Annotated in this window: 12 protein-coding genes and 3 tRNA genes; 9 read left to right on the top strand and 6 right to left on the bottom strand. The window is 71.8% G+C overall.

What is annotated here, in order from left to right; translation table 11 throughout:
- Window positions 1-741: 741 nt before the first annotated feature.
- Window positions 742-2,163: a group II intron reverse transcriptase/maturase gene (ltrA, locus tag NAEX_RS39690; RefSeq protein WP_211302405.1), complete on the top strand. Its 1,422-nt coding sequence runs from the start codon at window positions 742-744 to the stop codon at window positions 2,161-2,163.
- Between the two features lie 145 nt (window positions 2,164-2,308).
- The gene (locus NAEX_RS39695; RefSeq protein ID WP_170136399.1) at window positions 2,309-4,261 is read left to right on the top strand and encodes a serine hydrolase domain-containing protein; all 1,953 of its coding nucleotides are present in this window, start codon (window positions 2,309-2,311) and stop codon (window positions 4,259-4,261) included.
- Between the two features lie 31 nt (window positions 4,262-4,292).
- Here NAEX_RS39695 and NAEX_RS39700 read toward each other — a convergent pair whose 3' ends face one another.
- The gene (locus NAEX_RS39700; protein WP_096332661.1) at window positions 4,293-5,777 is read right to left on the bottom strand and encodes an NHL repeat-containing protein; all 1,485 of its coding nucleotides are present in this window, start codon (window positions 5,775-5,777) and stop codon (window positions 4,293-4,295) included.
- Window positions 5,778-6,333: 556 nt separating this feature from the next.
- A complete protein-coding gene (locus tag NAEX_RS51470) occupies window positions 6,334-7,392 on the bottom strand; it encodes a hypothetical protein (protein ID WP_100793027.1) in 1,059 nt (352 codons plus the stop codon).
- 90 nt (window positions 7,393-7,482) lie between these two features.
- Here NAEX_RS51470 and NAEX_RS51475 point away from each other — a divergent pair, with 90 nt between their 5' ends.
- Window positions 7,483-8,457, top strand: coding sequence for a polysaccharide deacetylase family protein (locus tag NAEX_RS51475; protein ID WP_170136400.1), 975 nt, complete (start codon window positions 7,483-7,485; stop codon window positions 8,455-8,457).
- Between the two features lie 174 nt (window positions 8,458-8,631).
- Here the strand turns inward: NAEX_RS51475 and NAEX_RS51480 are convergent.
- From NAEX_RS51480 to NAEX_RS51485, 3 genes are all read right to left on the bottom strand, one after another.
- A tRNA-Ser gene (locus NAEX_RS51480) sits at window positions 8,632-8,715 on the bottom strand.
- Window positions 8,716-8,722: 7 nt separating this feature from the next.
- Window positions 8,723-8,806 (bottom strand) — tRNA-Ser (locus NAEX_RS39710).
- A 41-nt stretch (window positions 8,807-8,847) separates the two neighbouring features.
- A tRNA-Ser gene (locus NAEX_RS51485) sits at window positions 8,848-8,934 on the bottom strand.
- A 681-nt stretch (window positions 8,935-9,615) separates the two neighbouring features.
- On the opposite strand from NAEX_RS51485, the gene NAEX_RS39715 reads away from it, so the two are divergent.
- The 6 genes from NAEX_RS39715 to NAEX_RS39740 all read left to right on the top strand — a co-directional run bounded on the left by NAEX_RS39715 (window position 9,616) and on the right by NAEX_RS39740 (window position 22,747).
- Window positions 9,616-13,518, top strand: a complete 3,903-nt coding sequence (locus tag NAEX_RS39715) for a serine/threonine-protein kinase (protein WP_096332662.1) — start codon at window positions 9,616-9,618, stop codon at window positions 13,516-13,518.
- A gap of 28 nt (window positions 13,519-13,546) precedes the next feature.
- Complete coding sequence (locus NAEX_RS39720) at window positions 13,547-16,648, top strand: NAD(P)-binding protein (RefSeq protein ID WP_096332663.1); 3,102 nt, start codon at window positions 13,547-13,549, stop codon at window positions 16,646-16,648.
- A gap of 340 nt (window positions 16,649-16,988) precedes the next feature.
- A complete protein-coding gene (locus tag NAEX_RS39725) occupies window positions 16,989-19,208 on the top strand; it encodes a hypothetical protein (RefSeq protein ID WP_096332664.1) in 2,220 nt (739 codons plus the stop codon).
- A 141-nt stretch (window positions 19,209-19,349) separates the two neighbouring features.
- Entirely contained in the window at window positions 19,350-21,365 is a 2,016-nt protein-coding gene (locus tag NAEX_RS39730; RefSeq protein WP_096332665.1) for a D-arabinono-1,4-lactone oxidase, read from the top strand.
- Between the two features lie 230 nt (window positions 21,366-21,595).
- Window positions 21,596-21,904: a hypothetical protein gene (locus NAEX_RS39735; RefSeq protein ID WP_143140650.1), complete on the top strand. Its 309-nt coding sequence runs from the start codon at window positions 21,596-21,598 to the stop codon at window positions 21,902-21,904.
- A gap of 123 nt (window positions 21,905-22,027) precedes the next feature.
- Window positions 22,028-22,747, top strand: a complete 720-nt coding sequence (locus NAEX_RS39740) for a metallophosphoesterase family protein (protein ID WP_096332667.1) — start codon at window positions 22,028-22,030, stop codon at window positions 22,745-22,747.
- 162 nt (window positions 22,748-22,909) lie between these two features.
- Here the strand turns inward: NAEX_RS39740 and NAEX_RS39745 are convergent, their stop codons facing one another.
- Window positions 22,910-24,766 (bottom strand): NHL repeat-containing protein, encoded by a 1,857-nt coding sequence (locus NAEX_RS39745; RefSeq protein ID WP_096332668.1) that lies wholly within the window; start codon window positions 24,764-24,766, stop codon window positions 22,910-22,912.
- Window positions 24,767-24,976: the final 210 nt, after the last annotated feature.

Genomic DNA, 24,976 nt, shown 5'->3' on the forward strand with positions numbered 1-24,976 from the left:
GTGCGTCCGGTCTCGAAGAGCATGTCCTTCAAAGCATGTTCTTGAAGACATGTCCATGCGGGAGCGAGGCGACGGGACTCCGGCGAGCCGGGAGGCCCGGGGCAGCCCTTGGACGAAGGGCTGCCGCTCGCGCTGCGCGGCGGCCCGCGGCGTCGCCGGCCGTGAGCCTGTCGGCCTCGGGGCCCGCTGCCCGGCACGAGCTTCGGGACGACGAGCCGGGCGCCGGGTTCGGGCGCCGTCCGGCCGCGGCTCTGATACCCTGCCGGCATGGTGCGTCCTGACGACGCGGACGAGCGCGACCCCGAAGGGGGCGGCTCGGCCGCGTCATGCTGCACCGTTCCAGCGGGTGAGAGTCCCGCCCGGGTAGGCGCCGGAGCGCCCGGTAGCAGGCCCCAGGTGCGAGGAGAGATCCTCGCGGCCCGAGCGGGGCGTCAAGAGCCTCTACGGAGGGAGCAAGAACGCGGGCCGCAACATCAAGTGAAGCCTGCAGCCTCGACAGAGAAACAATGGAGGAGCCGAGCCGCTCATGTCACGGTGAAGGCCACGTCCACCGCGCAGTCATCCGGATCAGAAAGCGCGGTGGATCCTCCCGGGGTACGGGGCGCAGCACGCGTTCAAGGAGCGATGCGGAACAGGAGAGGCCCGTCTGCACGGCCCATGTCGGGGCAAGGCGGCTCGTATCAGCCGAAGGCGAAGTCGAGCGCTGTGCAGCGGGAGTCCGAGGGGGTCGTAGTACCGGCGATGGCGGCGCAGAACAACGCCGTCGGAGGGAAGGGCCCCTGGGGTGGTCGTGTCGGAGAAGAAGGTAAGCGCGAGGGCATGGCCTGCAGGACAGGTCCCAACAACCCCATGCGGCGCAGGCCGCGTGACAAAGTGCGAGAACTTCGACGCCGACTGTGGGCCGCAGCCAAGCGGCAACCGGGTAGACGCTTCCATGCGCTGTACGACCGCATCTTCAGGCGTGACGTCCTGGAAGAAGCGTGGAAGCGGGTGAAGAGGAACAGGGGGTCAGCGGGCGTCGATACCCAGACGCTGGCCGAGGTGGAAGAGCTCGGCGTCGATCGCTTCCTCGAAGCGATCGCCGACGACCTCAAGGCGGGGACATACCGACCGAGCGCGGTCATGCGGCGGTACATCCCGAAGGCGGACGGGAAGGAGCGGCCGCTGGGGATCCCGACAGTCCGGGACCGAGTGGTGCAGATGGCGGCGAAGCTGGTGCTGGAGCCGATCTTCGAGGCGGACTTCCTTCCGTGCTCGTACGGCTTTCGGCCGAAGCGCAGCGCGACGCAGGCGCTCGAGCGCCTGCGCGTCCTGGGAGCACGCGGTGGAAACCACGTGCTCGACGCCGACATCCGCGACTACTTCGGCAGCATCGATCACGAGCGACTGATAAAGCTCGTCGAGATGCGGATCTCGGATCGAAGGGTCCTCGAGCTGGTGCGGCAGTGGCTCGAAGCCGGCGTGATGGAAGACGGCGAAGTGACGGCGATGCTCTCGGGGACACCCCAGGGCGGCGTGATCTCGCCGCTGCTGTCGAACATCGACCTCGCTGTCCTCGACAAGCTGTGGCGACGACGGCACGCCCACCTGGGCGAGCTCGTGCGCGACTGCGACGACTTCGTGATCCTGTGCAGGACCAGGAAGGCGTGCGAGGGAGCCGAGAGCAGGGTCCGCGAGATCCTGCGACGGCTGGAGCTGCATCCCGAGAAGACGAGGCGAGTCGAGCTGCGCTGGGGACGGCAAGGCTTCGACTTCCTCGGCTGTCACCTGCGCAAGCGCATGTCTGGGCCGATCTGGGAGAGAGAACACCGCAGGGTGTACTTCCTCCAGCGCTGGCCCTCGGCGCGCAGCATGACGCGGGTGCGGCAGCGCGTGAAGGAACTGACCGGTCGTAACCGCAACGGAGTCAAGGATGTGCGGGTGATCATCCGCGACATCGACCCGGTGCTGCGCGGCTGGGGCAACTACTTCCGCACAGGGAATGCATATGCGAAGTTCAACCAAATCGACACCTCCGTGTGGCAGCGGCTCCACAGCTTCATGGTGAAGCGTAAGGGCCGGCATCTTCACGCGGGTGAAGCCGAAGTCTGGACTCGCACCTTCTTCCACAACCACGGTCTCCACCGCCTGCGTGGCACCGTGAAGTACCCGGAGGCCGCGTAATGCGACGGCCCGAGAGACCACCCGTAAGCCGTGTGCGGGAGATCGGCACGCACGGTTTGAACGGGGGTCCTGTCAATCTCCGCGCGGGAGACCGCGCTTGATAAGAAAGGATCTACCAATGGTCTCGCTTGACGTCATGGCTCCCATGAATGAACCGCGAGGCGCTGCACGCCGGGCGCTCGCGCTGACGGCCCTGCTCGCCGCGGCCTGCAAGCCGGCGCCGACGGCCCCGCCGAGCCCCGCGAGCGCGGCCGCGCAGGCGCCTTCGCCCGCGCCGGAGGCGGCGATGCGGGTGCGCCACGACGCGCCGCCCGTGTTCGCCGACCCGCGACGACGCGAGCGGCTCGCGGCCGCCTTCCCCGAGCTGCGGCGCCGGGTCGAGGCGTTCGCGGCCGACGAGGAGCTGCCGGGGCTGGCCGCGGGCGTCGTCATCGACGGCGAACTCGCGCTGTTCGTCGGCGCGGGCGTGGCCGACCTCGACAGCGGCGCCCCGGTCACCGAGCACACCGTGTTCCGGGTCGCCTCGATCACGAAGGTGTTCACGGCGACCGCCATCCTGGCGCTCCGCGATCAGGGCCGGCTGTCCCTCGACGATCCGGCGAGCCGCCACCTGCCCGAGCTCGAGCGCCTGGTCTATCCCACCGCGGACGCCCGCAGGATCACGATCCGCGACCTGCTGCTCCACACCTCCGGCTTGCCGCGCCTCGGCGACTTCATCTACACCGACCCGCACGATCCGCCGGACCGCGCCGAGATCGTCGACTCGCTCGAGCAGTTCGGCCTGCGCAGCGATCCCGCCGCGTCCCACTCGTACTCCAACCTCGGGTTCTCGCTCCTCGGCCTGGTGATCGAGGGCGTGGCCGGCGACGCGTACCCGCGGGTGATCGACCGGACGCTGCTGCAGCCGCTGGGGCTCGAGCACGCGGCCTGGTCGCCCGCCGGCGCCGGCCCGCGCCTGGCCACCGGCTACACCCGCAAGCCGGTCGGCTTCGTCCGCCAGGAGCACTGGAACCACGGCGCCAGCGCCGGGGCCGGCGGGCTCTACCTCGACACCGCCGACCTGGCGCGCTTCGCCGCGTTCCACCTCGACGCCTGGCCCGCGCGCGACGGGCTCGAGACCGGCCCGGTGCGCCGCTCGAGCCTGCGCGAGATGGCCCGGGCGGGCCACGTGATGGGCTTCCAGGTCCACACGCCGACGACGGAGCCGCGGGTCGAGCTGGGCGCCCAGGGGTTGAGCTGGAGCGTGACGCAGGACTGCCGGTTCGAGCACGTGCTCGCGCACACCGGCGGCACGGACGGCTATCGCTCGGCGCTCCGGCTGCTGCCGCAGCGCGGCGTCGGCGTGGTCCTGCTCGCCAATCGCACCGCCGCGCCGATCGACCGGCTGGCGGCCGATCTGCTGGCGGTGCTCGACGATACCGGCGCGCTGGCGCGGCGCGAGGCGGTCCCGTCGCCCGCGCTCGCCGCCGCCGTCGAGCGGGTCACGGGGCTGGTGACGGCGTGGGACGCCGAGCGAGCCCGGCCGCTCGCGTCGCTGCACTTCGAGCGGAGCGGCGGGCTGAAGCAGCTCGAGCAGGAGCTGGCGTGGGCGCGGGCGACCGTCGGCACGTGCGGCGACTGGTCCCGCACGCGCACGACGGCGCCCGATCACGCGGGCTACGCCGCGACCTGCGAGCGCGGCCAGCTGGCGCTCGAAATCAGGGTGACCACCTCGCGGTCGCCGGGGCTCGCCGGCATCGACGTGGCGGCGCGGGGGGTGCCGGCCGATCCGCGGATCGCCGCGGCCGCCCGCCAGAGCGTCGAGCTGCTGACGAATTGGGACCCGGAGCGGTTCGCCGCCCTGTTCTCCAGGCAATACGCGCGCGAGGGCTTCCGCCAGTTCCTGGCCCGCGCCAACCCCGAGCGCGCGAGCTGCTCGCTCGGCGAGGTGGAGGCCGTGCGCCCGGCGAGCGCCACGTTCAAGCTCCGCTGCGGCAGCCGCGAGCTGCGGCTCGTCGCCGGGAAGCTCGACGGCGACGGACGACTCCAGCAATTTTCGATCTCGTCGGCGCCGCGCGACCGCTGCGACCGACCGCGCGAGCAAGCCGACGAGGAGTGACGCGGCGTCGCTGCGGGCGGCCCTCGCCGCGTCACTGCGGGAGGATGCTCTTCAGCTGGCCGCCCGTCATGTCCGAATACACGTAGTGGCTGCCGGGCACGATGACCTGCTGCATCGCCGGGACGTTGTCGGGGTCGATCTTCCACGCCCAGCCGCCCTGGTCGACCAGCCACACGAACTTCTCGATGTCGACGCTGAGGCCGATCGCGGTGCTGCACGGGTTGGTGTTGTGCTGGGCGACGAGGGTGTTGGTCGCGCGGTCGACCTGGGCCAGCGCGCAGGGCGAGTTGTTGGCGACCCAGGTGAAGTTCTCGTCGGCCGTGACGCCGCGCCAGCAGCCGCCCTCGGTCCCTGCGATCGCGGTGTAGGTCTGCGTGTCGGGGTCGAAGCGGGTGATCGGGCCGCAGTTGCCGCCGAACCACGGGTCGCCGTCGGGGTCGACGGTGAAGCCGTACGACTGCACGTTGCCCGGCGGGGTGAAGCGGTCGACGGTGATCGGGTTCTGGTCGGTGTTGACGCGCACGAACTCGCCGCGGAGCGAGGAGAACCACGGCTTGAAGTCGGGGTCGAGCGCGGCGCCGTAGGGCGCGAAGCCGCTGCCGTTCCAGCCGGGCACGACGATCGTCTCCTCGACCGTGCCGTCGACGGCGACGCGCACGAGGTGCACGCTGCTCTGGTCCTGGGCCATGTAGCCGATCCACACCTTGGGGTCGACGTACTTGCACTGGACCGGATCCCAGGTGCCGGGCGTCCAGGTCACGCCGCGCGGGCCGTCGTCCCAGGCGCCGCCGTACGGCCACTGGATGTGCCACAGGATGCACTCGTCCTGGCCCCACGGGCGCACGTCGCCGGAGTTCTGCGAGGTGTCGATCATGCCGTTGCCGTTGACGTCGACGCAGTCCTCGACGTTGGCCGCGAGCATGGTGCTGCGCCCGGTCTGGCGGTTGTTGACGACGACGTACCGGCCGTCGGCGCTGACGGCCGTGCGCGAGGCGCTCTCGCCTCCGGGGCCGATCTTGTAGCGCGCCTCCTCGATCAAGGTCTGGGTGTTGACCTTGGCGACGTCGTCGAGGTCCTGGCTGGGGATGAAGATGTAGCTCTTCTCCGCCATGCCCATGCCGTCGGTGTCGCCCGGCCGGCACACGCCGCCGGTGGTCATGCCGGTGCTGTCCGTGCCCGGCACGGTGGTCGTGTCGGTGGTCGCGGTGGTGGTCGTCGTCGTGTCCGTCGTCGAGGTCGTCGCGTCGGTGGTGGTCGAGGTCGTCGGCCCGATCGTCGTCGTCGGCGCGACCGTGGTCGACATCGTCATGCCGTTCGACATCGACCCGTCGCTGCCGTCGCTGTCGCTCGCGGTGCCCGCGGTGGTCGCCGTGGTGCCGGTCGGGCTCACGGTCGGGTCCACCGTGCCCTGCGTCATCGTCCCGGAGTCGCTGGCCGTGACGTTGCCGGAATCACCGCACCCCGCGAGCCCCACCGCCACGGGGAGGGCGAACCACCGCTTGTACTTCGAAGTCATGCGGCGATTGTGCGAAAGACCCGGCGATCCGGCAGCGCCGAACCCGTGGTTTCTCGCGCTCGGTCGTGAGTGGATCCTCTCTATCCTGAAGGCGAAAGAACCACCCGTGCGCGCAGGTGCGAGCGAGGGCAACCCCGGGGCGCGGCCGCGAGCGCGCGCGGCCGCGGGAGGTGGCCCGCAGGCCGGCGGGTAGACCTGTCTCTTGGGGCCGGATATGCGGATCGTGTCCCGAAGAGCACCTCCGCTCGCAGGCCCTGCGGCTCGCGCGCCGGAAAGCTCGCGGTCGTCGACGGGGCGGGCCGGCGATCTCCCGGCGAAGCACCCACGAGCCTGGAGCGGAGGACCTCGTGGGAAGCAGGCAGGGAGATCGGGAAACGGCTGGGCCAGGGTCGGGTGGATCCCTGGAGGATGCGAAGGGACGCGACCGCCGGCGGTCGTCGCCCGACGACGCGCTTTCGGCCGGGGTAGGTCCGCGGGGCAGGAGCGCGCGAGCGGCTCTCGGGATGAAACCGAAGGACATGTTCAAGCAGGCATGTCCTCCAGGCCATGCTGGCCGTCAGCCGACCGGGGGCGGGAGGGTGTCGCACGACAGCTGGATCAGGGTGAGCGCCTGGTCGAGCGCCTGGGCCAGGTCGCCCTGGCAGATGTCGCCCATCAGGCCGTTCGGCACCATGGAGGTGAAGGCGTGCAGGGTGGGGGCCGCGTCGGCGCTGCCGAAGGCGGAGTCGCAGGGGGCGGCCTGCGGGCCGGCGATGGTGACGACGACGTAGCGCTGCTCGCCGCCGGTGAACTCGTCGAGCGCGGCCTTGGTGGCGGCCGGGGTCGTGGTGGTGTTGCCCACGTCGTCGTCCTCGTCGGTCAACAGGACGATCACGAGCAGCGAGGCGTCGCCGCGATAAAAGCCCTCGTTGACGCCGCCGGGGGCCATCTTCGCCAAGAACATCTCGATCGCGTCGAGCGGCCGCTCGCGCCCGAGGTCGGTGCAGAGGTTGCAGCTCGACTTCGGGTCGGGCGCGAGGCAGCTGAAGGTCGAGGCGACCGCCGGGTCGGGCCCGTCGATCCACAGCTTGCCGCCGAGCTCGCAGTCGTCGTCGAACAGGTTGTTGCCGTCGAACAGGGCGCCGTCGAGGCCCATGCTCGACTTGCCGTCCTTGTTGGCGACGATCGAGGAGTTGGTGACGCCGAGGCGATAGCCGACGGCCTCGGTGTTGGGGTCGGCGATGTAGGCGTCGAGGACGCTGACGAAGCCGGGGAAGTTGGCGTCGAGGTTGGCCTTCTCCTCGTTCATCGAGGCCGAGATGTCGACGACGAACAGGACGTCGATGTACTCGCAGCCGGCATCGAATGTGCTGCCGAAGTCGGCCGAGCTGCCGAGGTCGAGCTTGACGGCCTCGGTGGTCCCGCCGACGCCGTCGTCGGTGCTGCCGCTGCCGTCGCTCCCCCCGTCGCCTTCGGTCGGCAGCAAGTCCTGCACGGTGCTGTTGCCGCTGCCGGGCATGACGGTGGTGATCCCGACGGTGACGGTCGCGCTGGCTCCGCCGCCGTCGTCGTCGCCCACGCAGGCGCACAGGAGCGAGGAGAGCGACAGGACCCGCGAGGCGAGGCGAAGCTGCATGAGCTGTTCTTATCGCCGATGGCGCGGACGGCACGTGCCCGACGTGCACGGCGTCTCACCGGCGGCGCCACGGGCTGGTATGGTGCGGACGTGTTTGCCGGATCCCGTGTCGCCGTCCTGCTCACCCTCGTGATCGCATGCACGCCGAAGCCGGCGCCGGTGACGACACCCACGGACGCGCCGGCGGACACGCCCGCGGTGGCGGTGACGTTCGACGACCTGATCGTCGGCGGCCGCGACCTCGAGCCCGCGCGCACCGAGGCGATGACGCGCGCGCTGCTCGGGCACATCCGCGACGGCGCGGTGCCGGTGTTGGGGTTCGTCAACGCGGCCAAGCTGGCGGACGGGCCGGCGAAGCCGGAGCGCCTGCAGATCCTGCAGCTCTGGACCGAGGCGGGCATCGAGCTCGGCAACCACACGTTCTCGCACCCGTCGCTGCACGCGACGCCGGTGGCCGAGTACGAGGCCGACATCGTCCGCGGCGAGCCGGACATCCGGGCGCTCAACGCGAAGCTCGGGCTGGGGCTGCGGTGGTTCCGCCACCCGTACCTGCACACGGGCACGTCGCTCGAGGTCCGCGCGGAGGTGGACCGCTTCCTCGCCGCGCGCGGTTACACGGTCGCGCCGGTGACGGTCGACAACTCCGACTGGCTCTACAACTTCGTCTACACCGACGCGAAGTCGCGCGGCGACGAGGAGACGATGCGCCGGGTGGGCGAGGCGTTCGTGGCCTCGATGGAGGCGGCCCTGGTGTTTCACGAGCGCGCGACCGAGGCCCTGTTCGGCCGGCCGATCCGCCACGTGCTGCTGCTCCACGCCAACGAGATCAACGCCGCGCACTTCGACGAGGTGGTCGCCATCTACAAGCGCCGCGGCTATCGCTTCATCACGCTGGACGAGGCGTTGACCGACCCGGCCTACCGCGAGGCCGACCGCTTCACCGGCAACTCGGGGGTGTCGTGGCTGTACCGCTGGGACTGGACGCGCGGGCGCAAGCAGGTCGACTGGAAGGCGGAGCCGGCGCCGCCGGCGTTCGTGCAGGAGCTGTTCGAGGCGAGCCAGTGATCACACCGGTTCGCCGCGCGGCCGACGTCACTCGGCGAGGCCGCGACCACGTTCACGAGCATCGAGGACCGACATTGCGAGGCCGCCGCCGGGCGGCTCGGTCGCGCGGCCGTGGCGACGCGTCCGGTGGCGCGAAGCGGGACGCCCGGCGGCGAGGCCGAGCGGCACAATCGACGGAAGAGACAGGAATCGAACCTGCTACGGTGTTACCCGCGACGGTTTTCGGGACCGGTTGCCAGACCAAATGGCCTCTCTCCCAAATGTGCGGAGCGGGAGGGATTCGAACCCTCGCAGGCGTGCGCCCGCCAGCTTTCCAAGCTGGTGTCCTCGACCGCTGGACGACCGCTCCGAATGGACAATGTGGTTCGCGGCTCGTGGGCGTGGAATCGACGGAAGGAGCGCGGATCGAACGCGCGCGGGTTTTCAGGCCCGTCCACGGGTTAGCACCCCGGAGCCTTGCCTCTCGGCCATCCTTCCATATTCGCACGAGTCCCCGCGGACGCCGGCTCACGAGCGATTCGCCAATCGCACGTGTGCCGGGGTCGGACGAGCCTTCGCGCGGCCTCGCCGCTCGCTCACGCGCGGACGCACGAGCGACGGTCGAAGACCGCGAGAAACGCCCGCGGAGGAGCTCTGTGCCGCCTTTCGAGCCGCTGACGCGTGAGCGCCGGGCGGGCGCTCACGCTAGCGTGACGGCGAACTGGAGCGCCCGAATCCGCTGACGGATCGAGGACTCCGGGTCCGGTCGCTGCGACGAGGGAACATGCGGACGATGTATCATGGGCGTGTCCCGCCGTCAAGCGAACCATCGCATAAATCGTACGGGCGGCCCTCGGGCGAATTGCAGCAGCGCAATGATGACTGCAGCCGCCGTCCGCACTGTGGTGATTCGTCGGGAAGGCGCCCGCGGCCCGCGGCCCGCGGCGCGCACGATCGAGCGCGCCCCGCTCGCGCAGGGGTTCGCGCGGACAGTCGCGCGGGCAGGCGTGCGGGCGCGTCGTCGAGTTCGCCGGTCGGCGGATCGCGCCCGTCGTCGCGGCCCGAAATGCTTCAGCCGCGCGGCATGGCGGCGGACGCCTGCGTTCGCCAGCGCCAGCGGGGATTTGCCCCTGGGCGGCCGTTGACGGGCCCGGGGGCCTTGGGGTACGGATAGGTCGCATGGCAGTCCACGGCGGCGGATCGCCCGGGGCCAAGGCGGGCGAGGTCGCCGGAGGCGCGCCGGAGCGCGGCGACTTCGGCTTCGCGGCCACGGTCGACTCCGACACCGTCGACGGCCCCAGCGCGGGCATGACCGGCGGCGGCTCGACCGGGCGGGCCCGGCTGCCCCCGCACCTCGACTCGACGTCGTCGCAGGACTCGAGCGTGTTCGAGGCGCGGTCGATGCCGATGAACATCGGCCGCCACGTGCTCGTGCGCCCGCTCGGGATGGGCGGCATGGGCCAGGTGTTCGAGGCGCGCGCGCCCGACGGCACCACCGTCGCGCTCAAGATCATTCGCGGCACCAGCCCGGAGCGGCTGTATCGCTTCAAGCGGGAGTTCCGCGCGCTGTCGGCGGTGGTCCACCCGAATATCGTCGCACTCTACGACCTCGTCCACGTCGACGAGAGCGGCGGCCCGGGCCTGGCCTTCTTCACGATGGAGCTGCTGCGCGGCGCCCACTTCGTCGCGGCGGTGCGCGACGAGACCGCAGACGACGCCGCGCTCGACGAGGCCGGCCTGCGACGATTGCAGGACGGCCTGGTCGGCCTCGCGTGCGGCCTGTCGTGCGTCCACCGCCACGGCCTGGTCCACCGCGACATCAAGCCGTCGAACGTGATGATCACCGCGACCGGCCGCGTGGTGGTGCTCGACCTCGGGCTGGTGCGCGAGAGCCGGGTCGCCTCGTTCGACAGCCTCGGCGAGAACGCGCCGCTGCTCGGCACGCCGCTCTACATGGCCCCGGAGCAGGTCATCCGCTCCGACGACGCCGGCCCGCCCGCCGACTGGTACGCCGTCGGCGAGGTGCTGTGGGAGTGCCTCGGCGGCGAGTCGCGCCACGCCGGGCGCCCGCTGGTCGAGGTGTTCGAGCGCAAGCTGATGGAGCCGCCGGAGCCGCCGTCGCGCCGGCGCCCGGGCGTGCCGCCCCACCTCGATCAATTGTGCGTCGACCTGCTGGCGCGCGAGCCCGCCGCGCGGCCGAGCGCCGGCGACGTGCTGGTGCGCCTCGGTCGCGGCGACCTGGTGGCGATCGAGCTCACGGTCCAGGGCCTGCTGGGCCGCGAACACGAGGCCCGGCTGCTGCGCGACCAGCTGGTCCAGACCGGCCGCACCGGCGCGGTGTTCGTCAGCGGGCCGTCGGGCTTCGGCAAGACCACGCTGGTCGAGCACGTGCTCGACGTCGTCCGCCGCGAGGACAGCGTGGTCGCGTTCTCGGGCAGCTGCTCCGAGCGCGAGTCGATCCCGTTCAAGGCCCTCGACTCGGCGATCGACGCGCTGAGCCTCTACCTCTGCAACACCGACGCCGACGCGACCGCGATCAGTCGCCCCGACGACCTCGCGGCGCTGGCCCGGCTGTTCCCGATCCTGCGCACGGTGCCGGCGATCCGCGCGGTCGACGACGCGCGGCTCGACGGCCTCGACCCGATCGAGATCCGCCGCCGCGCCGCCGATTCGCTGGCCGAGGTGCTGACGCGGATCGCCGCCCGCCGGCCGGTGGTGCTGGCGCTCGACGACCTGCAGTGGGCCGACCTCGACAGCGTGCTCCTGCTCGAGTCGGTGCTGCTGCGCAAGCACCCGCCGCCGGTCACGCTGCTCGGCAGCCACCGCGAGGGCACCGAGGCGACGCGGGCCCCGCTGGCGCACCTGTGGAAGAGCCTCGAGGCGGCCGAGCACATCGGCCTGCGCCGCGTGCTGGTCGGGCCGCTGTCGGACGAGCAGTCGGTGGCCCTGGCGGCGCGCCTGCTCGGCGGACCGGTCGACGATCCGGTGGTCACGCGGATCGCCCGCGAGGCCGGCGGCAGCCCGTTCTTCATCGGCGAGCTGGCCCGCCACGCGCTCGCCCACGGCGGCCTCGACGACGCCGGCCTCAGCCTCGACAACCTGCTGCGCGCGCACCTGCAGCGCCTGCCGCTGTCGGCCAAGCGGCTCGTCGAGGTGCTCGCGGTCGCCGGCGGTCGGCTGCCGCGCGACCTCGCGGTCGACATCGTCGCCGCCGCGGCCGGTCCGGTCGATCGCGGCACGCTGGCCCGCCTGCGCGCCGAGCACCTGATCCGGATCGCCGACGCGTCGCAGGACGACGTGCTCGAGACCTACCACGATCGCGTGCGGGAGGCCGCGGCGCAGGAGGCCGCCGAGTCGCACGGGTCCGAGCTGGCGGCGATCCACCGGGCGATCGGCGAGGCGCTGCTGCGCACCGGCTCGACCGACGCGGCCACGCTGGCGCACCACTTCCGCGCGGCCGGCGACACCGAACGGGCCACGCAGTTCACCCTCGCGGCCGCCCTCGAAGCCGCGCGCGCGCTGGCCTTCGATCAGGCCGCCGAGCTGTTCCGGGCCGCGCTGTCGATCGGGGGCATCGACGCCGCCACGGCCACGCACACGCGCGCGCACCTGGCGGCGGCGCTGGCCAACGCCGGCCGCCTGCACGCCGCGGCGCGCGTCTACACCGACGCCGCGCACGCCGACGACACCTCCGCCAGCGAGGCCCAGCGGACCGAGTGGCTGCGCCTGGCGACCGCGCACTTCCTGTCGACGGGGCACCACGACGAGGGCCGCGCGGTGCTCGAGGAGCTGCTGCCGCGCGTCGGCCTGTCGCTGCCGCGCGGCACCGCCTCGACGATCGTCGCGCTGCTCGGCCAGCGGGCGCTGCTCGCCACCCGCAAGCTGGTGCTGCCGCCGCCCGGCGGGCCGCGCCTGTCGGAGCTCGACGCCCAGCGCCTCGACGTCTGCTGGACGGCGACGCGCGGCCTCCTCTACAGCGACGGCATCAGCTCGGCGCTGTTCCACGCCCGTCACCTGCGGCTCGCGCTGTCGAGCGGCGACCCGCTGCGGGCCGCGCGGGCGATCGGCTACGAGGCCTACGTGCGCGCGTTGATGGAGGGCGGCGCCGCCGACGCCGCCGCGACCGCGATCTTCGACAGCCTCGAGGCCTCGGCCGAGATCCAGGCGAGCCCGTACGTCCGCGGCATGCTGGCCCAGTACCGCGCCGGCGCGCACCACATGCTGTGCCGGTTCGAGCCGGCCATGGCCTCCTACGAGCGCGGCATCGCCATCCTGCGCGAGCAGTGCACCGGCGTGATGGACGAGGTCGCGCAGATGGACGCCCATCGCATGATGGTCCTGCTGTACCTCGGCCGGATCGGCGAGCTCGGCGACGTCGCGTTCCGCCTGCTGCGCGAATGTGCGGAGCGGCCCAATCCGTACGTCGAGGGCTTCGCCCGCGGGGTGCTCGGCAATCACGTCTACCTCGCGCAGGACCAGGTCGACGCCGCCCACGAGCAGCTCGAGCTGTACCGGCGCCACGCGCCCAAGCGGTTCGAGGCGCACTTCTTCAATTGCGCGTCGAAGCAGACCGAGCTGCTGCGCTACCGCGGCGAGGCCGAGGCGGCGTGGCAACAGAACCAGGCCGACTCGGCGATCGTCGAGAAATTCCCGTTCTTCCGCGTGCCGTTCGTGAAGGCCGAGTTCTACCGCTCGCGCGCCGCCAACGCCCTCGCCCTGGCCGCGAGGTCGCGCGACCCGGCGCCCTTGCTCAAGATCGCCCGCGCGGCCGCCAAGCAGTGCTTCCGCGTGCCGCTGCCGATGTCGGACGCCTACGGCCGCCTCACGCTCGCCAGCGCGGCCGCGCTCGAGGGCGTGCAGGACGTCGCGGTCTCCGAGCTGCGCCGCGCCGTCGCCATCTTCGAGCGCCTGGCCATGGGCAGCGACCTCGCGGCGAGTCGCCGGCGGCTGGCCGCGCTGCTCGGCGGCGACGAGGGGCGCGGGCAGCAGCAGCAGGCCGACGCCTGGTTCGCCGCGCAGGACATCCTGCGCCCCGATCGGTTCACCGACATGATCGCGCCGGGCTTCGACCGGCAGACGTAGACCACCACCGACAATCTGGAGGAGTGCGATGAAGGACCTCTCGCGAGCGCGTGAAATCGCAATTGCGCTTTCTCGTAACCCGGGCGGCGCCGGCGCCCACGCGCGTGCGGCCGCCCTCACCGGCGAGCTGGCGTCGCTGTTCAATCACCCGGCCGGCAGCGCGGGGCCGAAGGCCGCCGGATACGAGGCCAAGGGCGACCTCGACGCGCGCGTCGCGGTGCTCGTATTGCCGGCCGCGACGGTGCGGCGATTGTTGCCCGCGGGGCTCGAGCTGGCGCCGCAGCCGGTCGTGCCGGCCGAGTATCACCCGGTCTATCTGTTCTTCTCGCACGAGATCTTCCGCGCGTGGTTCGGCACCATGGACTACGAGGAATTGCTGATCGGCGTGCCGTGGGTGCAGATCAAAGATCCGAAGGCCGCCTATCCCGGGCCGTTCGTCTACATGCCGCGGCTGTACCTCAACGAGGCGGTGCCGATGGAGCTCGGCGTGCACATGTACGGGTGGGAGAAGCAGATGGGGACGATCAACGTCGTCGGCGACGGCTCCCCGACGGTGCAATTCACCGTCACCCCCAAGGGGGCAGGCGCGCCGGCGGTCACGGGCGAGTTCACCGAGCTCCCCGGGGTGGGGCCGCAGTCGTCGGCCGACGTCAGGAACTTCCTCATCGTCCGCCAGTTGTTCGAGCAGCCGACGATCTCGCAGGCGCTGCACATCGTCGATCCCAACGCGTTCAACTCGCCGATCCCCGGGCCGTTCCTGGCCGCCAACAACATCCTCGAGGCCGATCAGCCGGGCGCGACGATCCAGCCGCTCGCGGCGACGATCACCATCCACGGCGGGCTGACGCCGCCGGGCATCCCGCCGGGCACCTACCGCGTGCCGAGCCTGGTCGACGCCGAGCTCGGCGCGTTCCGGATCCGCTGCCCGCAGGCCATCTCGCTGCCGGGCTCGTGCGCCCACGCCGACTATCCGCGCCCGCCGGCCACGCGCAAGCTCAAGGTCGCGGTGCTCGGCGGCGGGCCGTCGGCCTGCGCGACCGCGCTGTACCTGGCGCGCCAGACCGATCGCTACGAGGTCTCGCTCTACACCACCGGCTATCGCCTCGGCGGCAAGTGCCAGTCGTGGCGCAACCCGGCCAAGGCCTGGCGGGTCGAGGAGCACGGCCTGCACGCGTTCCTCGGCTTCTATCACAACGCCTTCACCGCGGTGCAGGACGCCTATCACGACGGTTTTGCCACGCCGGAGATCGGCGAGGCGCTGTACCAGCACGCGTTCTACCCGGAGAAGTACAACGGGCTGATGGTCCGTCACAACGGTGAATGGTCGTACTGCCCGCTCCCGAGCCTGTCGGCCGCGGCGCCGATGCCATCGTCGACGGCGTCGGCGACCGGCGGGCACGCGCTGCTGATGGCCGTCGAGGCGCTGGCGCGGCGCGTGCTCGATCACTTCAAGGCGATGGCCGACGCGCACCCCGGCCTGGCCGACGGGATGGACGCGCATGCCTCGGTGCTGCAGCGGCTGCGCAGCGCGATCGTCGGGCTCGTCGTCGACGCCGCGGAGGATGTCTACAAGACCGGGTTCGGCGGCATCGACGGGTGCTTCGCCGGCGAGGTCGAGAAGGTGCGCGACAGCCTCGCCGCGCGGGTGCAGGCCGACACCTCGCTGTCGACGTACTTGTGGTTCTTGTGGACCGGCGCCGACACGATGCTGACGATCTTCTTCGGCCTGCTCAAGAACCCGGTCTCGAGCCTGTCCGAGCTCGACGGCTGGGACTTCCGCGCGTGGCTCAAGGCCAACGGCCTGCACGAGCCCGCCGGCGAGTCGTGGGAGGTCATCGACCAGGTCTACGAGACCCTGTTCTCCCATCAGAACGCCGACCCGAGCAAGGACGCGTGCAAGCTGCTCGACACCGACGTGCGCCCGGCCAACCTGGCCGCCGGCGTGGCGACGCGGTGGTTCCTGCTCGAGAGCCTCGGCTACCGCGGCGCGCCGGCCTACCGCTTCGAGTACAGCTGCGCGCAGACGATGATGACGCCGTACTACCTGGCGCTGAAGCGGCTCGGCGCCCAGGTCAACTTCTTCCACACCGTCACCGGCCTCGAGCTCGCCGGCGCCGGCGAGCACCGCCGGCTCGTGGGCGTGCAATTGCAACGACAGGCCGAGGTCAAGGGCGGCCCGGGCAACTATCAACCGCTCGTCGTCCCCGACCTCGCCAACAACCCGCCCGAGCTGCACGACTGGCCGCTCGACCCGGACTGGTCGCAGCTCGTCGACGGCGACTGGTACCGCGATCACCACATCGACTTCTTCGACAGCTGGCGCGCCGGCGAGAACACGAAGGCCCAGCCGGTCCGGCTCGAGCACGGGCAGGACTTCGACCTGTGCGTGCTCGGCGTCCCGCTCGGGGCGCTGCCGCTGATCGAGTCGCCGCTGACGCAGCCGTCGCGGCCCGACGCCGACCCGGTGTGGAAGCGGATGATCGACGGCATCGCGCTGACGCAGACGATGTCGTTCCAGCTGTGGCTGAAGCCGAACGCCGGGGCGCTGATCGCCGGGGCGCAGCGCGGCCTTCTGACCTGCTTCGCCCAGCCCGAGCCGAGCTACGGCGATTTCACCCCGCTCGTCGCCCACGAGGAGTGGCAGCCGCCGGGGCCGCACCTGCTGTCGTACTTCACCGGCGCCTCGGTGGCCGGCAAGCCGCCGCTGCCGTCCGACTGCGGGCCCGATTATCCGCAGCGGATCCAGGCCCAGTGGGTCGCCAAGGTCACGCAGTGGCTCGGCGAGAATTACGCGAAGTTCTACGACGGCGGCGCCGCGCCGCGCACCTTCGCCGGCTTCCTCGACGACCTCGTGGTCGAGGGCGAATCGATCACCGGCCCGGCGCGGCTCGAGTGGCAGCATTTGATCGCCGACGTCGAGCCCTCGAACCTCTACGTGCTGAGCCAGCCGGGCTCGACCGCGCTGCGCCTCGGGCAGGCCGAGTCGGGGGTCAAGGGCCTGCTGTTGTGCGGCGACTGGACCCGCACCGATCTGAACTGCGGCTGCGTCGAGGCCGCGACCACCTCGGGCATGCTGGCCGCGCGGGCGATCAGCAACGAACCGCGCGCCGTGTGGCGGCCGGGCTTCTGAGGGGGAGCCGACCCCTGCGACACGTACGACCTCGACTGTGCCATCCGTGTGCCGCTGGACGCCGGGCCGGGCGACATGAACACGGAAGCGCGCTCGGGGTCTCACGCTCCGCCCTGCGCCGGACGGCCGGGCCTGTCGTGCGCGGAGCTGTCCCTCGACCCTTCCCTTGCCCTTCGGACGAACGCGGTCGGCGGGGAGGGGAGGCGGGCCGCCTGGCTCCACGGACAGGCCGATCGGATCGCCGACCCGCAGCAGCGCCTGGACGTCCGGAGGCCGCGCGGCGTCGACTCGGCGAGCGCCCGTGTTGACGGGCCTCGCCCGTTCGCGCACAACGGAGGCCATGGCCGTGAACGCGATCGCCTCCGTCGATCCCCCGTCAGCGCTCCTGTTCCTGCGTCTGCGGGCCGTCGCTCGCTTGCTCGGGCTCGGCATCGTCGTCGACGACGGCGCGCTCGTGCTGGGCCCCGAGGCCGCGGCCGCGGAGCGCTCGCCGTCCTGGTCTTCGGGCCAGGTGATGGTGCCGGAGACGATCGATTATCGGACCGGCGCGCCGCGCCCTGCCGGCCTGCTCTGCGCCTCGATCTTCGGCGAGGACCTGGGCCGCGCCGGCCATGTCGCGCTGCCTTCGCCGGTGGTCCCGCGGCCGGCTCGCCCGCTCCTCACCGCGCTCCTGGGCTCGTCCGACGACGAGCTCATCGACCTCTCGATCGCCGATCCGGACGGCCTGGTCGCGCGAGTCGAGCGCGCCGAGGCGGACGGACGGACGATTCAGGGCTGGCGACCGCGACAGCTCGTGTGGTGGTCGCTCCCGGTCATCGCCCCCGGGCTTCGGGCGAAGGACCAGGAGGAGGCCCTGCGACGCGACGACGAGGGCTGGCTCTCTCCGCGCAAGCTCCACGACCAGTACCGCCGCGTCTTGAACCAGGCGAATCGCCTCCGCCGGCTGCAAGAGCTCGCGGCGCCGCAGGACCTCCTCGAGACCGAGCACCGCGCACTCGTCCGCAAGATCGATCAGCTGCTGGTCAACAGCGAGCACGACGATCCGTACCTGGACGACGACAGCGGGATCCCGCACATGGACGCGGTCACCCTCTTCTTCGCGGCGCTGACCCCCGAGCTCGTCGAGCGCTCCGCGGACGGCGGGTGGATCGCGCGCGCCGCCAGGATCGCCTGGGAGGACGCATACGCGGGGCGGCGTCTCGCCGCTTTGTGGGAACTCGCCGGCGAGCGTCCGAGGGCGCCGCTGGGGCCCGCACGGTCGCGCGTGTCAGCGACGGTTCCTCCGGCAGGCGACGATTCGGTGCTGCGCGCGCGCTACGAGTCGGCGTTGCGCGATACCAGCGACGACGCGCTCCTCGGGGCGCGCGCGCTCGCCGGCGACCTCTGGCGCGCCCAGCCCGGGAGCCGCCTGCACATCGACGCGCTCGTCCTGCTGGTGCGCCGGGCCCTCGAGGACGGTGAAATTGACGAGGCGCTGGCGACCGCGGACGAGGCCGAAGCGCTCGCGCAGCAGCTCGGCGATCGAGCGCGCAGCATGGTCGCAACGCGACAGCGGGGCGCGGCCCTCCTCCGCGCCGGACGTGTCCAGGAGGCGCTCGCGGTGCTCGAGCCGGCGCTGCGCGAGCGCGGGCCGCTGTTCGGCGGAAGCGGCGCGTTTCGCCACGTCTCGCTGCACGATCCGCGCGCCGCGGCGCTCGACGAGGCCGCGACGGTCGCCGGCTGGGCCACCAGCACCACGCCCGAGTGGGTGCGAGCGCTCGGCGGGATCGCCGAGCGCGCTGGAGAGGGCGACGACCCCGAGCCCCTCTGGATGCGCTTCTGGGCGGCGCTCGTCGACATGATCGCCGCGTCACCCGCTCCGGCCGCCGACCTCTTGGTCGTGCTGCGGCAGGCGCGCGAGCGCGGGATGTCGCGCACCGCCGAGGCGGCCGCGCAGGCGCTCGAGGCGCGTCGCCATCTCTTCGTTCTCGACAATCTCAAGACTCACCACGATCCAGCGCGCGTCGGGCGTGGGGCCGAACGCGACCAGGGCGCCCTCGAAGTCCCGTCGGGCCCGCGCGTGACGACGACGACGTGGTCCCGTCGCGCGCATCCTCCGGTGTTTCCGCCGCCCTTTCACCGACTCGCCGCGACCTCGCGCCAGGGCAGCCCCCTGGCGCTGCGCCTGCGCTCGTCCCACGACGCCCGCTGCGGGCACATCTGGCTGCGGGTCCACGAGAACGGCGATCTCGAGCAGACCGAGGGCCATTCGCGCTGCGAGTTCGCCGTCCGCCCGATCGCTGCCCTCGGCAGCGCAGACCCGCGGATCGTCCGTGCCCTGGCGACCCGCGATTTCCTGCGGAAGAGATTGACGCCGCAGGATCTGCAGACGGATCCGTACTGGGACAAGTACTTTCCGGTGCAGGCGTTCGCGGGCGACCTGCCGCCGATCGAGGGCTACGTCGGCATCGAGGTCGACATGGCCATGGTCACCGACATCTACGGCCTCGACGGCGACCACGAGACGGCTCGACGGATCGTGGATTCGCTCGGCGAATTGCTGGAGTTCGCGCGCGACTGAATCGGCCAGCGTCCCTCCGGAGCTGCCGAGGATCCGAACCTACGCGCGCCGACGCTGCCGGCTGGTTCAACACCGCGGTGGCGTCGTTCGCTCAACAAGCGTGAGAGCTGCTGTGAGTCGAGCGAAAAGAGAGACCATGCCATGACCGACGATCGCACCGCCGACACCCTCGATGCCGCGCCCGAGGCCGCCTCGTCGCCCTCGACCCAGACCAACTGGTCGGAGACCCTCACGTTCACGCCCGCGACCGCCGCGTCGCCGCGCTGCCTCGCCGAGCTGCGCGAGGTCGTCCGCCTGGCCCACGCCGCGCGCAAGCAGGTGCGCGCGCGCGGCAGCGGCCACTCGTGGAACCCGGCCATCGCCACCGCCGATTGCTCGGTGAACACCAGCCGGCTCACGCCCGAGGGCAAGCACGCCTGCGTGTGCGACGTCATCGGCGCCGCGCCCGCGGGGCAGGGCAATTGCATGGAGGTCACGCACGCGACCGTGACCGGCGCCGACGGCCGCACCTACCGGCGAATCAGCGTCCCCGCCGGGATGTGCCAGGGCGACTTCGCCAGGCTGGCGCAGCAGCTCGGCGCGCCGCTGCCGACCCAGGGGCCCGCGCCCGACATCACCCTCAGCGGCTTCGTCGCCAACGGCTGCCACGGCACCGGCTGGTCCGAGCCGACGGTCGCCGAGCTGGTCTACGGCCTCGAATTGGTGGCACCCGACGGCTCGGTGCTGACGTTCACCGCCGACGCCAGCCCGCCCGGCTTCGAGGACCTCGGGCTGAGCCCGGCCGAGCTGATGAACGTGGTGCGCGTGAATCAGGGCGCGCTCGGCGTGCTGGCGCGGATCGTGTTCCAGCTGCCGGCCGAGCCGTTCAACCTGCGGGTGTCGAACGCGTTCGTGCCGGTCACCGACGTGTTCGACCGCGCCGACCCGGGCAAGCTGCAGCGTTTGATCGAGGGCCACGATTACGTCGAGATCTTCTGGTTCCCGTACAACGCCTACAAGATGAAGGGGCTGGTCCCGGTGCCGGAGGGGCCGGAGCACGACACCCTGTGGGTGATGATGTTCGATCGGACGAGCGATCCGGTCAGCGGCGACGCGACCTTCGTCGAGCTGTGGAACGACGCGTTCGGGGTGCTGGCGCTGGCGGGCGGGGCGATCGGCCCCCTCGTCGACCGCCTGCCGCGGGTGGTGCCGGCGATGTCGAACTTCGCGCTGCACACGATGAAGTGGAAGAACCACTTCAGCGACCCGGTCGTGCTCACCCCTCCCGACGCGTTCCTCTATCAGAAGCACTACTTCCGCGGCTTCCTCGACCTCGAGTTCACGATGCCGATGGACGGCGCGCAGGGCTTCGCGGACGTGGTCGCCGCGTTCTATCAATTGGTCGACCGCATGGAGGCGTGGCGCAGCGGCAGCGAGGGCGACACGCCGTACCCGGTGAACCTCAACGCCCACGCCCGGTTCGTCCGCAACAGCCAGGCGACGCTGTCGCCCGCCTACGCGCCGGCGGGCTCGTCGCAGCACACCTGCTATTTCGAGTACCTCAGCTACTCGCACGGCGAGCTGACGGACACGTACCTGGCGTTCAATCGCGAGTTCTATGCGCCGGAGCACGGGCTCGGGTGGAAGAAGTGGGGCGGGCTGCCGAATTGGGGCAAGTACCTCGACAGCGTGCCGGGCATCGACGAATACGTGCATTCGCTGCTGACGGCGAAGCGAGGGGCAGGAGCGAACCGCCTCGAGCAATTCCTGGCGGTGCGCGACCGCATCGACCCGGACGGCGCGACGTTCACCAACGAGTACCTGCGCGGCTTCTTCACCGGGCACCAGGTCGCCCGGCAGCCGCTGCGCGGGGCGCCGGGGGCCAGCTACCCGGAGATGCCCGCGGAGCCGCCGCGCCGGGCGTTCCCGCTGGCCAACGTCGAGCACGCGGCGCCGACCCGGCCGATGCGGGCCGAGGGGATGGAGCTCTACCACGACCTCGCCGCGGGGGCGGCGTTTTTGCTCAACGAGCACGGCGAGGTCAACCTGCTCGCGCTCGAGCACGACCCGACCACGGGGATGCTGCACTACGTGCCGGCGGCGCCGTCGCAGCACCTGGGGTTCGAGGCGATCCTCGAGCGCGTGGCGCGGTTCCACCAGCATCGCCAGGCGGGTTGATTCTTTGTCCATGGAGCGAAGGACATGGCCTCGTGGGCATGTCTTTTCGTACTTGTCGCATGAATTGCGTACATGCAGCAAAGGACATGGCTTCATGGGCATGTCCTTTCGTACTTGTCGTACGAGGATGGACGGGCCGGCGGGCCGGGCGCAGGGGAGCGGAGGGCGGCCCGCGCGGCCGGCCCGGCCGGGTCGAACCTTCGGCCGCGTCGGCGCGTTCGCACCCGGGCATGCCCGCCGTCCGCGCCGCGCTCCTCCTCGCCCTTGTTCTGCCCGCTTGTCGCTACACGACGGGGGCCCCCGAAGTGGCCCAGGCGCCGGAGCCAGCGGGATCGCGGCAGGCGGGGCCGGAGGAGGGCGAGGTCGAGGCCGAGCCTCCGGCGAGGCCCGCGAAGCAGGACCCGACGGCGCAAGTGATCACGTTCAGCGGCGACGACGCGGATCCGGAGCCGCCGACGCAGATCCGCAGCCCGCCGAAGCGCCCGCCGATCCCGAGCTTCCAGCTGTTCGGCACGCGGCCCACCGACGGGCCGCAGTGAGACGGCATAAGTTCAAGCACGGCGCGACGGTCCCGCCCTGCGGAGCGTGCGAGCTGCTCGTGCCGCTCTTGCTGTGCGACGGAGGAAGAACGCAATGCGAGCACGGCGCCCATCGTCAAGGGGATGGTGCCGGCCGACCCGGCGCGGGCGTTCCTCACCGAGCCGGAGCAGGTGGCGATCGTGGCCGGCGACGGCGACGGCCACGGGCTCGATGCGGCCGCGGTCGCGCTCGGACGGGCGTTTTACACCTTCGACGTCGCGGGCACGCCGCTGCGGTTCCTGGTGATGAACACGTCGTCGCTGACCGGCTCGAGCCAGGGGCTGATCCGGCCGGTCGATCTCGAGACGGTCATCGGCCCGCAGCTCGACGAGGCGCTGGCGGCGGACAAGTGGGTGATCGTGACGTCGCACCACCGCTCGGGCAGCCTCGGAGACGGGCAGGAGTTCGGGATCGGCACCCAGTACGACGACGCGCTGACGACGGCGCAATGGCAGGAGTTCCTCGGCGGCTACGACAACGTGATCCTGCACCTGGCCGCGCACACGCACCGGCTGATGGTCGAGCCGCTGCAGCCGGTCGGCGGCCACGCGTACTGGGAGATGGTGACGCCGTCGCTCAACGACTTCCCGTCGCAGATGCGCGTGATCGAGGTGTGGGACCAGGACAACGGGGCGCTGACGATCCAGGCCCGCGCGCTCGACATGATCACCGACGACGACCCGCTGGCCGAGCTCGGCCGCACGCTCGCGGTCGCCGACTCCACGTCCGGCTGGGAGAACGACGGCCGCGGGACCGGGCCCGATCAGCGCAACGTGGAGCCGTGGATCGCCGCGCCGGAGTGAGCGCGAGCGCCACCTCGACCGCCCGCGCCTGGCCGGGCCGTCGCCGTGCTGTCTCCCATGCGGAGGCGGTCGCGCGAAAGGACATGTTTGAACGGGCATGTGCAAAAGGGCATGCCCGAGCGGGCGTGCCCTTTACGCCATGCGATGCGAAGATCTCGCGCCTCACGGCCCGAACGAGCCGACGAACAGGTCTTTGACGCCCTGGCTGGTCTTCGGGCCGCCGCCGAGGTTGATGCCGCCCTCGAAGCTGCCGGACACGCCGACGCGGCCGTTCGCGGCCCCGGCGACGCCCATGCCGTACTGGTTCTGGAAGTCGCCGAACCGCTTGCTCCACACGTGCGCGCCGGACGGGGCGAGCTTGAGCAGGAAGACGTCGGCGCCGCCCTCGGAGGTCAGCGGGCCGCCGCCGAAGTCGGCGGTCTCGTAGAAGTTGCCGGCGACGAGGACGTTGGCGAAGCCGTCGGTGGCGACCGCGGCCGGCTGGGTGTCGCCGTCGCCGAGCAGCTTGCTCCACCGGTGGGTGCCGTCGCTCTCGAACTGGGCGGCGAAGCCGACCGTCTCGGGCGCGACCACGGGGCCGCCGCCGAAGTCGACCGCGCCGTCCATCTCGCCGACGATCGTCACCCGGCCGGCGCCGTCGATCGCCATGGCGCGGGCGATCTGCTGCCCGGCGGCGCCGAAGCGCTCGGCCCAGGTGGCGTTGCCGTCGGGGTCGTAGCGGACGAGGAACACGTCCTCGGCGCCGGCGCTCGTGAGCTGGCCGTTGCCCGGGTTGATCGTGCCCTGGAAGCCGCCGGTGACGTACACGTTGCCGGCCGCGTCGGGCTTCATGCCGAGGATGTACTGGCCGTTCGGGTCGCCGAAGCGCAGGCTCCACAGGTGCTCGCCGTCGGGGTCGAACTTGCCGAGGAAGGCGTCGGCCAGGCCGGCGCCGGTCAGGACGCCGCCGCCGAGGTCGAGGTTGGTGACGAACAGGCCGGCGAGCAGGACGTTGTCGTCGGCGTCGAAGGCGACCTCGTGCGGGTAGACGTACTGTACCGAGTGGAACGACTTGCTCCACAGGTGCCCGGCGTCGGGATCGAAGCGAGCCAAAAACGCGTCATCGGAGCCCTCACAGGTCAGGACGCCGCCGCCGAAGTCGATGGTGGACTTGAAGTCGCCGGCGATGGCGATGTCGCCGTCGGGGCTGACGGCGAGGCGCAGGACGTCGTTGGCCTGGTCCTGCCCGGCGCCGAAGCGCTTGCTCCACAGGTGGACGCCGGTGGGCGAGTACTTGGCGAGGTAGACGTCGTAGCCGCCCTGGTTGTCGAGCAGGCCGCCGCCGAGGTCGAGGTCGCTGATCCCGCGGGCGGCGAGGACGAGGTTGCCGGCGCCGTCGAACGCGACGCGCACGCCCTCGTCGTACGAGCTGCCGCCGGCGTAGCGGCTCCACGCGTACGCGCCCTTGCCGCTGCACGGGTCGACGCCGTCGCAGTCCTCGTCGCCGGGCGACCGGCAGTCCTCGGCCGCCGGCAACACCTCGCCCTCGCACGGGCCCCAGATCTCGTCGTCGCCGCAGGTCTGCTGGCCGGCCTGGCACAGGCCGACGCCCTGGGTGCCCGGCGGGCCGCCGTAGCAGTCCTGCACCTCGCCGGCGACGCACTCGCCCGGTCGACCGGTGGTCGTCGTGTCGGTGTCGGTGCCGGGACCGACGGCGGTGGTCTCGGTGGTGGCGTCGGTGGCGGCGTCGGTGGTGCTCGTGGTGACGTCGGTGGTCTCGGTGGTGGCGTCGGTGGTGTCCGTGCCCGGGCCGGCGGTGGTCGGTTCGACCGTGGTCGGGCCGACGGTCGTGAGCGTCTCACCCTCGCTGTCGGTGCTCGGACCGGCGGTCGTCGGCGTGTCCGTGGCCGTCGCGTCGTCGGTGGTCGCGGCGGTGGCGGTCTCGGTCGCGGCGGTCGCCTCGCTGGCGGTGCTGTCCCCCGACGAGCCCTGGCAGGCGGCCACGAGCGCGGGGACGAGGACGTATCGGAAGCTGCGCATGCGCCCCCCTATAGCCCGCGCCGCCGGCCGCTCGCAACGCGCGAGGTCGAGGCGCGCGCAGGCGAGCGAACACCACGGGCGCTCGCGTCGGCGGCACGGAGCGAGCCGGCGCGACCCCGAGCGATCCGCCGCGCACTCGCGCCCGCGGGCGAGGTCGCCGCTGTCGACGGAAGCGACGCCGGCCGCCCGTGGCCCCATGGACATGTCTTG

Origin of the sequence: Nannocystis exedens, from assembly GCF_002343915.1 — a bacterium.
In the GTDB taxonomy this organism is placed as follows: domain Bacteria; phylum Myxococcota_A; class Polyangia; order Nannocystales; family Nannocystaceae; genus Nannocystis; species Nannocystis exedens.

What these genes read in the sequence shown, in the direction of transcription:
- NAEX_RS39730 (WP_096332665.1), top strand. Translation starts at nt 19,350, where the DNA reads ATGACCGACGATCGCACCGCCGACACCCTCGATGCCGCGCCCGAGGCC.
- NAEX_RS39735 (WP_143140650.1), top strand. Translation starts at nt 21,596, where the DNA reads ATGCCCGCCGTCCGCGCCGCGCTCCTCCTCGCCCTTGTTCTGCCCGCT.
- NAEX_RS39740 (WP_096332667.1), top strand. Translation starts at nt 22,028, where the DNA reads ATGGTGCCGGCCGACCCGGCGCGGGCGTTCCTCACCGAGCCGGAGCAG.
- NAEX_RS39715 (WP_096332662.1), top strand. Translation starts at nt 9,616, where the DNA reads ATGGCAGTCCACGGCGGCGGATCGCCCGGGGCCAAGGCGGGCGAGGTC.
- ltrA (WP_211302405.1), top strand. Translation starts at nt 742, where the DNA reads ATGGCGGCGCAGAACAACGCCGTCGGAGGGAAGGGCCCCTGGGGTGGT.
- NAEX_RS39700 (WP_096332661.1), bottom strand. Translation starts at nt 5,777, where the DNA reads ATGACTTCGAAGTACAAGCGGTGGTTCGCCCTCCCCGTGGCGGTGGGG.
- NAEX_RS39695 (WP_170136399.1), top strand. Translation starts at nt 2,309, where the DNA reads ATGAATGAACCGCGAGGCGCTGCACGCCGGGCGCTCGCGCTGACGGCC.
- NAEX_RS39745 (WP_096332668.1), bottom strand. Translation starts at nt 24,766, where the DNA reads ATGCGCAGCTTCCGATACGTCCTCGTCCCCGCGCTCGTGGCCGCCTGC.
- NAEX_RS39725 (WP_096332664.1), top strand. Translation starts at nt 16,989, where the DNA reads ATGGCCGTGAACGCGATCGCCTCCGTCGATCCCCCGTCAGCGCTCCTG.
- NAEX_RS51470 (WP_100793027.1), bottom strand. Translation starts at nt 7,392, where the DNA reads ATGCAGCTTCGCCTCGCCTCGCGGGTCCTGTCGCTCTCCTCGCTCCTG.
- NAEX_RS39720 (WP_096332663.1), top strand. Translation starts at nt 13,547, where the DNA reads ATGAAGGACCTCTCGCGAGCGCGTGAAATCGCAATTGCGCTTTCTCGT.